At 46.0% G+C, this 13,126-nt stretch carries 10 protein-coding genes; 5 read left to right on the forward strand and 5 right to left on the reverse strand.

Features of this window, described 5'->3' with window-relative positions; genetic code table 11:
* Positions 1–135: 135 nt before the first annotated feature.
* The 5 genes from AB4154_RS15110 to AB4154_RS15130 form a co-directional block, all read right to left on the reverse strand.
* Complete coding sequence (locus AB4154_RS15110; RefSeq protein WP_372123429.1) at positions 136–1,314, reverse strand: Bug family tripartite tricarboxylate transporter substrate binding protein; 1,179 nt, start codon at positions 1,312–1,314, stop codon at positions 136–138.
* A 329-nt stretch (positions 1,315–1,643) separates the two neighbouring features.
* Positions 1,644–2,708 (reverse strand): 4-oxalomesaconate tautomerase, encoded by a 1,065-nt coding sequence (locus tag AB4154_RS15115; protein ID WP_372123431.1) that lies wholly within the window; start codon positions 2,706–2,708, stop codon positions 1,644–1,646.
* A gap of 169 nt (positions 2,709–2,877) precedes the next feature.
* Positions 2,878–4,017 carry an ABC transporter substrate-binding protein gene (locus AB4154_RS15120; RefSeq protein ID WP_372123433.1) on the reverse strand — a complete coding sequence of 380 codons (1,140 nt, stop codon included), beginning with the start codon at positions 4,015–4,017 and terminating at the stop codon, positions 2,878–2,880.
* Positions 4,017–5,486 (reverse strand): sensor histidine kinase, encoded by a 1,470-nt coding sequence (locus AB4154_RS15125; RefSeq protein WP_136973629.1) that lies wholly within the window; start codon positions 5,484–5,486, stop codon positions 4,017–4,019. The genes AB4154_RS15120 and AB4154_RS15125 overlap by 1 nt, the downstream gene beginning before the upstream one ends.
* A 15-nt stretch (positions 5,487–5,501) precedes the next feature.
* Positions 5,502–6,170 carry a response regulator transcription factor gene (locus tag AB4154_RS15130; protein ID WP_016795398.1) on the reverse strand — a complete coding sequence of 223 codons (669 nt, stop codon included), beginning with the start codon at positions 6,168–6,170 and terminating at the stop codon, positions 5,502–5,504.
* Positions 6,171–6,619: 449 nt separating this feature from the next.
* On the opposite strand from AB4154_RS15130, the gene AB4154_RS15135 reads away from it, so the two are divergent.
* The 5 genes from AB4154_RS15135 to AB4154_RS15155 all read left to right on the forward strand — a co-directional run bounded on the left by AB4154_RS15135 (position 6,620) and on the right by AB4154_RS15155 (position 13,030).
* Entirely contained in the window at positions 6,620–7,474 is an 855-nt protein-coding gene (locus AB4154_RS15135) for an MIP/aquaporin family protein (protein ID WP_004732234.1), read from the forward strand.
* Between the two features lie 59 nt (positions 7,475–7,533).
* A complete protein-coding gene (glpK, locus tag AB4154_RS15140) occupies positions 7,534–9,054 on the forward strand; it encodes a glycerol kinase GlpK (RefSeq protein ID WP_229648092.1) in 1,521 nt (506 codons plus the stop codon).
* Between the two features lie 260 nt (positions 9,055–9,314).
* A complete protein-coding gene (locus AB4154_RS15145; protein WP_372123435.1) occupies positions 9,315–10,100 on the forward strand; it encodes a DeoR/GlpR family transcriptional regulator in 786 nt (261 codons plus the stop codon).
* A gap of 267 nt (positions 10,101–10,367) precedes the next feature.
* Positions 10,368–11,927, forward strand: coding sequence for a glycerol-3-phosphate dehydrogenase (gene glpD, locus AB4154_RS15150; RefSeq protein ID WP_372123437.1), 1,560 nt, complete (start codon positions 10,368–10,370; stop codon positions 11,925–11,927).
* 293 nt (positions 11,928–12,220) lie between these two features.
* Positions 12,221–13,030: an SDR family NAD(P)-dependent oxidoreductase gene (locus AB4154_RS15155; RefSeq protein ID WP_372123439.1), complete on the forward strand. Its 810-nt coding sequence runs from the start codon at positions 12,221–12,223 to the stop codon at positions 13,028–13,030.
* The last annotated feature ends 96 nt before the right edge of the window (positions 13,031–13,126 follow it).

Here is a 13,126-nt window from a genome sequence, read left to right on the forward strand (position 1 = left end):
TAACTCGTTAGCTACGTTGCGACAGAGAAAGTAAGATGAAAAGGCGTGAGCCACGATCTTGCGTCGCGGTCTCACCGCCAGTTAATACTGAGCGTTGTTAAGACTCATATTTTCTTGGGCTTCTGGATAGCCTGTTTAGAAACGAGTGTTGTAGTTTGTAGTGAGCCAATTTCTGACCCATTCAAGGTTGCTTTCATCAAGCGACATAGCCGCTTTAAGTGCGAGTTGTGCTTGTTCGCCAGTCAGCTGAGGGTAATCACCCAATACTTCGACGGCACGTTTTTGAAAATCAGGTTGAGAGACTAATTCAGAAGCCGATGCGCGCCATGCTGCAACTATCTCTTCTGGTGTCGACTTAGGCACAAAAATCATCTTCTGAGCGGCAAACCCGGCCATAAAGAATGAGCGCCAAACCGCATAGCCTTGTGTTTCTGCTTCTTCAGGGTGGAACAACTGGTACACCTCAGCGAAGTGCGGAAGCTCTGGGAAGTTAGGATCACGCTTTAGCTTGCCGTCTTCACCCAATACACCGAAGCTAAACAAAGGAATCGCTTTACCTTCATTGACTAACGGTGTCACTTTGTCGATGTAAGATGAGCTGGTTTGAGAATCGATATTCACTTCGCCGCGCTCGAATGCCAGTCGACCCGCACCACGCCCTTGCATGCCGAAAATCGCTTGTACCTCCAAACCAAGTAGATCCATGGCTAGCAGTGGTACCAAGTCAATTGAGGTCGCACCTTGGCTTGCGTATTGAAACTTGATTTGGTCTTTCTTATCGAAAAGATCTTGTACATTCTCGATGCCCGTTTTAGGCGAAACATACACAACGCCGCCAGTTGGGGATGCGAGAATCACGCTCCAATCGTTGTAGTCGTAACGAACTCGGCGATCTTGAAGAAGATAGGGATATTGGGTTGATGCCGAGCTTGCAAAGATGTTGAGGCCGTTGTCTTTCGCACGGCGAGCAAATTGGTTAGCGCCTTTTGTTGAGCCGCCACCCGGGATGTTTTTCACCACCACTACTGGATTGCCCGGTAACGATTGAGACAAATAAGGTGCATAGAAACGCCCCCATGTATCGGTACCGCCGCCCTCTTTGTAAGGCATCACAAACTCGACACGCTCACCTTTAAACGAAACCTCTTCGGCTTGTGCGTGATGAGATAATGCCCCGAAACCAAGTAGCGTGACCAAGAGTGATTGGCAAACTTTTAGCTTAGACAATTTTTGAGTCATAAGAAAAGAACAGTTCGAGAATAACGAACCCTTAGTAGAAGATTGTGTATTTTCGGGTAGTTGTACGTTCAGCATCGTGCCTCCTAATATCCTTTTTACTGCGTGTTACCTGCAGCTGGACTGTTTTTTGTGGTTTCTGACAAATTAGTCACCGAACCTGTCATCCAACTGACACGCTGCACTTTGATAACAAAAGTGTTACAAAGATCGCCCTTTAAGGCACAAAAACAGAGCACCGCGCGCCGAATTGGTGCAGTAAACCTCGAGGTTTTACTAGGGTCCGGGGAAGATATTAGAACGAACAAAGAATATGAGTGTAAGTGTGAATGTGAGAATGTGAGAATGAAAAAAAATCGCCAACCCAATGGCCAGCGATTATGAATACGCATTAAAGCAGCTTGAGATTAAAACGTCGGGTAAACCTGACCTTTGAACAGTGGGCGCGCTGTACGCACCAAAGCCGCTTGACGAACCGCAGGCTCAATTTCCCCTGGCTCTACTTTGATATTGACTTGGATTTGTCCACTAGGGTGCTCAATAACGACCGTTTCAGAGTTAATGCCTTGGCACACTTCATGCGCGACAGTACCCGGAATCATGCAAGCCGCCGCAACACAGATCCCGCCCGTCACAGCATGGCTAGCATGACAGTTTTGAGGAACAAAGTAGCGAGAGGTAATGTGTCCGTCTTGAGTTGGTGATGATAACAAAGACACTTTAGGCACCACGCTTCCTGTCACATCACCCATGCCCATTAAGCGACCTGCAGATAAACGGATAGACTCGATGCGCTCAAGTAACTCGGCATTATCATCGAGTTGTTGCTTGGTCTCGTTACCCGCTAAGCCAAAGTCTTTGGCATTAATGTGCACCATAGGCACAGCTGCATCCAAGCAAGAAACTTCAACACCTTTGACTTGATCACGCACGTTGCCTGTTGGGAATAGCTTGCCCGTTTTCGAGCCGCCAACATCTAAGAAGTTAAGCAAAACTGGTGAGCCAGTTCCAGGAACACCGTCCACACGCACATCACCGTCATAACGTAAATGGCCATTTGGGCTTTCGGCGGAAACTTCGATAATAGTATTGGTGTTGATGTTTCTGACACGCAACATGGTCGATGGACTGCTTAACTTAACCAAATTATTTTCACTGGCGAACGCCACGATGCCTGAGAGAATATTGCCGCACGAAGGTTTGGTATCGACTTCTTTCTTATCGACCGCGACCTGAGCAAAGAGATAATCTAAATCTGTCCCTTCTTGCTCCGACTTAGACACAATTGCGACCTTGCTCGTCAGTGACGTGCCGCCGCCGATGCCATTGATTTGTTGGCCTTCGCCTGAACCCATAATACGCACAAGCAGATCGTCTCTCTCTTGCTCACTTTCAGGTAAATCACTCGCTAGAAAGTACGCGCCTTTCGATGTGCCACCGCGGATCAACATGCAGGAAATATTCTCGTTCATGACCGTGTTCAACCTCTTACTCTTGAAGTGAAAGAGCAATTCCATGCTCATTTTTGGACTTCAAGAGTAAAAAACGAAACTGTCATGTAGCTGACTCGGCGGTATTTCGGTTGAATGACCAAGCCAAGATCGGGTTGCTGCAAAGCAATCGAATTAACTACCAACTAAACTAATCGTAGCTTTTAAGAGCGCTCTCCCATTCGGTTATCACTAAGGATTTTTTGCTTTGATCCGAGAAGATCAACAGGCTGACATCTAACGGAAGGGGCTTGAGTTGATTGGCAAACTGCTCACGTAAAACCGCTGCCGATTTAGCACTTTTTATATCGGTACGCACCGGGGGCATATTGGTTTCTTTTGCCATCAGCTTCTGCCCTGAATAGGAAAATAAGTAATCAATAAAGGCTTGAGCTTGTTCTAGCCTAGACGTGGTTTTATTAATAAATGCAGTTCGAATGACCACAGGTGTATAGTCGTTGGCCGCCACAATCACCACATCTTTGTGCTTCGACTCCCACGAGTTCGCATACGAGCCCATGATGTTGTAGGCAATCGCAATATCACCATCAGTCAGCGCTTGGAGCATCGACGCAGAGCTATCAAAGGTGCGAGCCTGATGGAGATTAAACAGCTCCAAGAATTGTCCGTAGTTACTCGTTTGAGCGCGTTCAAAGGACCAAAGCAGATAACCGATACCAACATCTCGAATATCAAACAGCCCTATTTTCCCCATCAGTTCTTCACTATAGAGGCGAATAAAACTCAACAGTTCGACACGGCTCAACGGGACTTCCTTTCCTTCAAGAAAAGACTCATTAAACACGATCACAGCAGGTTCATAGCTAAAACCAAACAGCTCATTTCGCCACTGGCTCCAGTGGGGAACAATACCCGATTGAGAGCCATAGCCCGGCACATTTATTTGGTAAGGCAGAGCATAACCATCATTAACAAGTCGCAATTGTAAATCCATCACCGAACTGATGGTGATGTCGGGTTGGTCCGGCTTTTGGTCTCGGATATGAGCATCTAATACATTGCTGCTCATCGCTTGATAGCGCACGGTTATTTCTGGGTTTCGACGCTGGAAATCATCGAGCAGTGGCTTCATTTCTGACAAATAGGCTGCACCATAGATCACCAACGCATCTTCATTGCCATCACCTTGGTTGCTATTGTCTTGGTGAACAGAGTCTTGGGGACCTGAGCCTTGATTAGCTTGTGCGGTGGCATTGGTAACGAATAGAGTGCTTGCTAACAACACCGCCGAAGTTAGCCCTGCGATCCAAATCCGTAAAGATTTCATCATTAAACCTCCCACCAATAGGTATGCGGGAACTGGACTTTCACCGTGAGGCCGCGATTATCCGTTTCGCCTGATGTAGTGTCTTCCAAGCTCAGAATTGCATTGGATTTTTGAGCAACATCTAACGCGATACTCATCCCTAGCCCTGTGCCTTGGCTAATCGCATTCGCGCTGCGATAAAACTTCTCGAACACATGAGGCTTATCTTGCTCATCAATGCCCGGCCCGAAATCGCGAATGTACAGCACCGCTTTGCTGCCTTGCTGTACTAATTCAACCTCGATAGTGCTGTCTTTGGGTGAATACTTGATTGAGTTTTCAATGAGATTCGTCAGCATCTGAGTTAAGGCGAAGCTATCGCCTCGAATGTAAAATTTAAGTGATTCTATGTAGCTCAATTCGATGTCTTTATTGAGTGCATTCATCGCCAAGCCACGGCTGGTTTGCTTCACTAGCTCATTAAAATCAATCTCTGTGGGCTCAATACTTTGGTAGCGATGGCGAATCGTTGCATGGTTCAATAGCTGCTCTACCGTACGCTCAAGCACCTCACATGCGCCAGTGACTTTATCTAAGTAATCGAGTGTGTGGCTGTCATTGGCTTTGCTTTTGGCCAGTTCGATTTGAGCTTTAATACCAGCGATTGGCGTCTTTAATTGATGAGCAGCTTCGCCAGTAAAGTTCTTAAGGTTGGTTAAGTTCTTATCGAGTTGAGACATAAACACATTGATGGTATCGACCAAATGCTCGACCTCTTCCGGCGCATCGAGATTAATAGGGGTTAAGTCGAGATTCGATCGCCTCTCCATCTTATTGTTAATCTCATTGACCGGCTTGAGCACCTTTACAATCAACACAAAGATGACCAATAGTGCACTTAGCATCACCGCGAGCAGTAGCTTAACCGCGTGGTCCGAGAGCTGCTTCTCCCATACTTGCCTCGCTTGTGTGGTTTGCCCCACAAGCACGTAAATGTTTTGCGGCCCTTCACGGGTATTCATGATGCGACTGACCAAAGACAAACGCACCCATTCATCTTTAAAGGTTAAGTAAAAATAAGCAGCCTCTGGTTCGAGCTTAATCTGATACTGGTCGATTTGGTCACGCACTAACTGATCATCAAGCAATTCTTTATAACCCGTGATGTAACCAGACTCCGATGAATTCGAAGAACTAGCAACCAGATAGAAAACCTTATCTCTAGGGGAATCAGCCAGCGATTTGAAGGCCGCGGTGGGGATGTCGACACTGAATGTTAAACCATTAAAACGAACCTGCTCTATGATCTGCAGGGCGGCGTTATTCAACTGGCGATCATAAAACATCTGAGTGGTTTGATAGGCGTAGCGCTTTACCGCAACCAAAGTGAGCAAACTAATCAGGCACAATAGACAGGTCGCTGAGAACAATAATTGAAATCTCAGCGATTTTGTTCGAAAACGAAATCGGACAGGTTTGCTCAGTGCCGTCACCTAATACACCTCAGCTCAGTCTTCGACTTTATTGAGCACGTAACCAAGGCCACGCAGGGTTTTGATCTCAACATTGCTATTGGCTAGCGCCTTCCTCAAACGACCAACGTAGGTTTCAATCGCATTAGTGTTGGGTGGGTTATCGAAGTTATATAAGTGGTCGATGATCTCTTCTTTGCTCATCACACGGTTGAGGTGGTTCAGGAAGATTTCTAATAAGCGATATTCACGCTGTTTAAGCTCAATGACCTCGCCCTTCACTTTCACAATGCAACCTGCACTGTCGAACTCAATGTCACCAAACGTCACTGTGTTCTGATCGCTGCCTTGACGACGTCGAACGATCGCGCGACAGCGGGCTTCCAACTCACCAAAATCAAAAGGCTTAGTGAGATAATCATCAGCGCCCAGATCCAAAAGCTGAATTCGGTCAAACACTTCACTGCGCGCGGTAAGAATGAGAACAGGGGTATCAGACGATTGGCGAATACGTTTAATGATCTGCTCACCCGATTTATTGGGCAGGTTTAGATCGAGGATCACTAAATCAAAATCGGTATGGCTAATCATGGCGAATGCGACCGCCCCATCGTAGGCACAATCAACACCATGACCTAGGTCGATAAAGCGCTGTTCTATTGCTTCACTGATCAGACGATCATCTTCAACTACCAATATTCGCATCTTATCCCCCGCTTAAATAAGACGATTGTTCTCAAGTATGATGGCAATTTCAATAACAAAAGTAACAATAATAAAACAAAGTCCAGTATCACATCACATTTAGAACATTCTGTTCAGTACAGATGTTAAGGCGCGTTAAATATCATCAAGCTACGTCTAATAATCCGCCACTCACGAAGTAGCATCACAAATCCAAACATAAACTCCTCGTACCAGTTGCGCATTCATTTACATATAGGTAGTTTGAGCGGCTTCGCAACCTATCAATTCGAGCAATGACGTTCATGCGAGCATCTTTTTCGAGCAAAAGTGTTCGGATTAACATTTCAAGTGACTTTAATTAACAATTTTATGCTCAAACGCTCACTTTTGATGTTCGTTTATTTTCGAGTTCGCAAATATATGCACAATACACGTGCTAGATAAGCAAAACTAAAAAGGACTCGAACATGACAACAAACAAACACCCTTCTTTATTTGGGCAATGCTTGGCTGAATTTATCGGTACAGGATTACTCATATTCTTTGGCGTTGGCTGTGTGGCCGCTCTGGTATTAACTGGTGCGACATTCGGACAATGGGAAATCAGCATCATCTGGGGCTTCGGTGTTGCGATTGCAATTTACTGTACTGCCGGCGTTTCAGGCGCACACATCAACCCAGCCGTAACGATTGCACTGGCCATGTTCCATGGCTTCGATAAAGCGAAAGTGGTGCCTTACATCATTTCGCAACTGCTTGGCGCTTTCTGCTCTGCAGCATTGGTTTACAGCCTGTACAGCAACCTATTTACTGACTACGAAATCGCACATAACTTCGTTCGTAGCAGCCAAGACGCACTATCAACTGCTGGTATCTTCTCGACTTACCCACATGCTTCACTCTCTTTCTTCGGCGCTTTTGCTGTGGAATTCGTGATTACAGCAGTGTTGATGTTTGCCATTTTAGCGTTAGGTGATGAGAACAACGGCGCGTCTCGCGGTGCAATGAACCCTCTACTGATCGGTATTCTTATCGCGGTTATCGGTGGTTCTTTAGGTCCACTGACGGGCTTTGCAATGAACCCTGCTCGTGACTTCGGACCAAAACTGTTCGCTTACTTTGCAGGTTGGGATTTCGCACTAAGCGGTGCTCGTGATATTCCTTACTTCATCGTTCCAATTCTTGCTCCAATTGCTGGTGCGTGTTTTGGTGGTTGGTTGTACCCACGTGTTATCGGTGCTTACCTACCAGTAGAAGGCCAAGGCTGCACAATTCCAAACCAATGTGAAACAGAAGAAGAAGCTGAACAAGCTCAAGCTTAATCCCTAAGCGACCTTACATTTACTAAAATATAAATAACGAAAGAAAAAGGATTCTTACCATGACCGAGCAAAAATACATTGTTGCCCTAGACCAAGGCACCACAAGTTCTCGCGCTGTAATCCTCGATCACGATGCAAACATCGTTAGTTCTTCTCAACGAGAATTCACTCAGATTTACCCGAAAGCGGGTTGGGTTGAGCATGATCCAATGGAAATCTGGGCGACTCAAAGCTCTACATTGGTTGAAGCTCTTGCTAAAGCAGGCATCCGCAGCGATGAGCTAGCGGGCATTGGTATCACGAACCAACGTGAAACCACCATTGTTTGGAACAAAGAGACAGGCAAGCCTGTTTATAACGCAATCGTATGGCAGTGTCGCCGTACAGCAGATATCTGTGAAGACCTTAAAGCGCGTGGCCTAGAAGACTACGTACGTGACAATACAGGCTTAGTCCTTGACCCGTATTTCTCAGGTACCAAAGTAAAATGGATTCTAGACAACGTTGAAGGCGCTCGCGAAGACGCTGAAGCTGGCAAATTACTGTTCGGTACAGTTGATACTTGGTTGGTTTGGAAAATGACTCAAGGACGTGTACACGTTACGGATTACACCAACGCGTCACGTACTATGTTGTTCAACATCAACGACCTATGCTGGGATCAGAAGCTACTTGATGAAATGGGCATTCCAGCAATCATGATGCCTGAAGTGAAGCGCTCTTCTGAGGTTTACGGTCAAACGAACCTTGGGGGTAAAGGCGGTACTCGTATCCCAATCGCGGGTATTGCGGGTGACCAACAAGCTGCACTTTACGGTCAAATGTGTGTAGAAGCAGGCCAAGCTAAGAACACTTACGGCACAGGTTGTTTCCTTCTAATGAACACAGGCCAAGAGAAAGTAACATCAAAGAACGGCCTACTAACAACGCTAGCATGTGGTCCTAAAGGTGAGCCTGCATACGCACTTGAAGGTGCGGTATTCATGGGTGGCGCATCAATCCAATGGCTACGTGATGAAATGAAGCTACTGGCTGGCGCAGAAGATTCTGAGTACTTCGCAACGAAAGTAGATTCTTCAAACGGCGTTTACGTAGTCCCTGCGTTTACTGGTTTAGGCGCACCATACTGGGATGCTTACGCTCGCGGTACGATTGTCGGCCTAACTCGTGGTGTTAACTCTAACCACATCATCCGTGCAACGTTGGAAGGTATTGCTTACCAAACGCGTGACGTATTGGATGCGATGCAAGCGGACTCTGGCATCAAGCTAGCAAACCTACGTGTTGATGGTGGTGCAGTAGCGAACAACTTCCTAATGCAATTCCAATCAGACGTACTAGATACAGAAGTTCACCGTCCTGAAGTAACTGAAGTAACGGCTCTGGGTGCAGCATACCTTGCTGGTCTAGCAGTTGGTTTCTGGGACAGCATTGACGAGCTTCAAGACAAAGCCGTTCTTAACCGCACCTTCATGCCGCACCACGACGAAGAGAAACGTAACCGCCGTTACAAAGGCTGGAAGCGTGCAATCAAGTGTGCACAGGTTTGGTCTGAGCTGCACGATGACGACGAAGAGTAAAATCGAGCGTTCGAATAATCACTCTCTTATCGATTGAATTGTTCGTTCCTCAGTAAACGAAACTAAAAAGAGCACTATTTTGTGCTCTTTTTTGCGTTTGGAGCCAATTTTTCATGTTTTGATCAACGTTTTTGCGGTTTGGACATAATTCCTTACTATCATTACTTCTCTCTTTTCATCAATTCGAGCACAATAGCGTGAGTTTATATTTTCGATTTTGACGCGCTAGAGCCCTTTGCGCGCAGGGAGTGGTAAGTTAAGTGAAGCAGATACCAAGACACCAGCAGATTGTAGATCTGGTAAAAACACAAGGATATGTGAGTACCGAAGAGCTCGTTGAAAAGTTCGATGTCAGCCCACAAACCATCAGACGAGACCTCAATGAACTTGCCGATAACAACAAAATTCGTCGCTATCATGGTGGTGCAACCATTCCTTTAAGCTCGGAAAACACCTCGTACAACACGCGTAAAGCGCTTAACTTCAACGAAAAAGACGTGATCGCCGATGAACTGGTTAAACACATCCCAGATGGCGCGACTTTGTTTGTTGATATCGGTACCACACCAGAATCGGTTGCCCGCGCGCTCAACAAAAACCACAAACAGTTAAGAGTTGTCACCAACAACATTAACGTTGCGAGCATCCTTCTGCCGAACCCAGAGATAAAGGTTATCTTGGCCGGTGGCGAAGTGAGAAACCGTGATGGCGGTATCGTGGGCGAAGCAACACTAGATTTCGTGAAACAGTTCCGCCTCGACTTCGGTATCTTGGGCATCAGTGGCATCGACTTTGATGGCTCACTGCTCGATTTTGATTATCACGAAGTTCGTGTGAAACAAGCCATCATCGAGAACAGTCGCAGTATCTTCTTAGCCGTCGACCACACTAAGTTTGGCCGTAATGCGATGGTTAAGCTTGGTAATATCTCCCAGGCGCACATGGTGTTTACCAACAAGCAGCCGCCGGAAGAGATTTTGAACATCCTTAAAGATTCAGACATTCCTTTAGAAGTCATCGATACAGCTCGTCCTGTGAGCGAATAACTCACATAAGTGCTCGGTGAGCCACTTTCTATAATGAATCACGATTCTTTATAGAAAAGTTAAAAAAGTAAAACTTGCTCGCTGTCACTGTCGCTTCTATGCTCGAATTAGACTTATTTGAACCTCTGCTTTCATAAGCAGAGGTTTTTTTATGCCCAAATCACATAAAACGCGCATAAACGAAAATAATAAATGACCGCAAACGAAAGTTCATATAGGATTCAATTATGTTCTAAAATGCTCGTTCGCTCAGAAGAGGTCAAAACCATGAGTGCTCAACAAAATAATTCAAACAACAGTACATCTTCCACTTTAGACTTGATCGTGATTGGCGGCGGCATCAATGGCGCAGGCATCGCGGCAGATGCATCAGGTCGTGGTCTAAACGTTGGCTTATACGAAGCAAATGATTTCGCGTCTGCGACGTCTTCTGCTAGCTCAAAGCTTATCCACGGTGGCCTACGCTACCTTGAACATTACGAATTTCGTTTGGTTTCGGAAGCACTCGCTGAACGTGAAGTCTTGTTAAGAAAAGCACCTCATGTTGCTCAACCAATGCGCTTCCGTTTACCTCATCGACCATTTTTACGCCCAGCTTGGATGATTCGCTGTGGCCTATTCCTTTACGATAACTTGGGTAAGCGCACTACTCTTCCTGGAAGTAAGACAGTCAACCTAGCAAAATCAGGGCTACTGAAACCAGAAATGAAGACAGGCTTCGAATACTCAGATTGCTGGGTGGATGATGCGCGTATGGTATTGCTCAACGTGTTGGCAGCAAAAGAAAACAACGCAGAAGTACGTAACTACTGCCGTGTTGAAAAAGCGCACCGCGAAGGTGGTATTTGGCATGTGACGATCCTTGATGTCATGACAAACCAACGCTTTGAACGCAAAGCAAAAGCGCTTGTTAACGCTGCTGGTCCTTGGGTTAAACAGTTCTTTGATGATGGATTAGAGCAGGCTTCGCCTCGTAATATTCGTCTGATCAAAGGCTCGCACATTGTTGTGCCACGCATTCACGACGAACCACAAGCGTACATTCTGCAAAACAAAGACAATCGTATTGTGTTCATGATCCCTTACCTAGATAAGTTCTCGATCATCGGCACAACCGACCTTGAATACAAAGGCGATCCTCGCGAAGTGGCTATCGACGATGTAGAAGTTGATTACTTAATTGATATCGTTAACCAGCATTTTGTTAAGCAACTAGAGCGTGACGATGTGGTCTGGACATACAGTGGCGTACGACCGCTTTGTGACGATGAATCTGACTCACCACAAGCTATCACTCGTGACTACACACTGGAGCTGGATGCAGAAATGGATCAAGCACCACTGCTATCTATCTTTGGTGGCAAGTTAACGACTTATCGTAAACTCGGTGAAGCGGCACTGAACAAGCTAGAACCTTACCTGAAACACATGGGCGCACCTTGGACAGCTAACGACACACTACCGGGTGGTAACTTCAGCTGCAGCCGCGAACAGCTTGCAGCAATGATGCACACTAAATACCCTTGGGCACCAGAAGCACTGCTACTTCGTTACGTGACCCAATTTGGTACTTACACATGGGACCTGCTTGAAGGCGCTACATGTGAGGCGGACCTTGGCATCCAGTTCTCAAGCGAAGCCCATGGCGTTTATCAAGTTGAAATCGATTACTTGATTAATGAAGAGATGGCGATGACTGACGAAGACATCTTGTGGCGCAGAACCAAACTTGGCTTATACATGAGCGAATCCGAGCAGCAAGCGGTGACGGATTACCTGAAAGAGAAACTACAAAGCAAGGTAGTGAGCTTTTCTCAAGTAGGCTAATCCACCAGCCAACAAGTACAGTTCAACAACCTGATTAATAAACAAGCTTAGCGTCCCCCGTGCTAAGCTTGTTTATTATTTGCCTCCACTATTTGCGTTCAATTCCTTGCACTTCAGTAGTTGTCACTCGACCAAATCGCCCTATTACCCTCTTCTATTTTCAACAAAAGCTAAATAGTGTTTTATCAAATGGGTTAATTATCAACTTCATAAAAGGTTGCTATTCTTTATCTCAACAAAACAATTCATTCAAAACGCTCACGATGTCAGCGCTTTAATAAGGAATCTATTCCATGCAAAAAGTCATTCTGATCACAGGCTCTACCGACGGTATCGGCTTCGAAACAGCAAAAGTACTCGTTCAGCAAGGTCACCACGTTTTATTGCATGGACGTAACCCAAGCAAACTTAAAGACGTTGAGCAGCAACTTATCGCTCTCTCTACGGAAGCGAAGATCCAAAGTTACGTGGCAGACTTGTCTGTTCTGGCTGATGTGGATGCGTTGGCTGACGAGGTGATTGCCGAGCACGAGAAGATTGATGTACTGATCAACAACGCGGGTGTGTTCAATACTCCAAACCCAATCACCAAAGACGGTTTAGATGTTCGTTTTGCTGTGAACACAGTATCGCCGTATCACCTGACCAGACGCCTGTTGCCAGTATTGAATTCATCGAGCCGTGTGGTGAACTTATCGTCGGCAGCGCAAGCGGCAGTGAGCATCGAAGCACTAGAAGGGAAAAAGCCACTTTCTGATGGCGATGCTTACGCGCAAAGTAAACTGGCGATCACCATGTGGACACGTGAGATGGCAAAAGAACTAGGTTCTAATGGGCCAATGGTGGTTGCTGTCAACCCAGCTTCGTTACTAGGCAGCAAGATGGTGAAAGACGCTTATGGCATTGCAGGCGGCGACCTAAGCATCGGTTCTGATATTCTGGTTCGCGCATCATTGTCTAATGAGTTCGCACAAGCAGGCGGTCAATACTTTGATAACGACAACAACACGTTTGCTAACCCGCACCCAGATGCGATTTACGGCGATAAGTCACAACAAGTTGTCGCTAAAATTGAAGAGATCATCAAAGCAACGCTTTCTTAATGACAGCTATGCTCAAGTGATTTTCTGATTCCAAGAAAAAGCCCTACGTGACTAACGCATAACTTAGTCACGTAGGGCTTTTTCGTTAAATCTATC

The organism is Vibrio sp. 10N.286.51.B11, from assembly GCF_041469245.1.
GTDB lineage: Bacteria > Pseudomonadota > Gammaproteobacteria > Enterobacterales > Vibrionaceae > Vibrio > Vibrio crassostreae_C.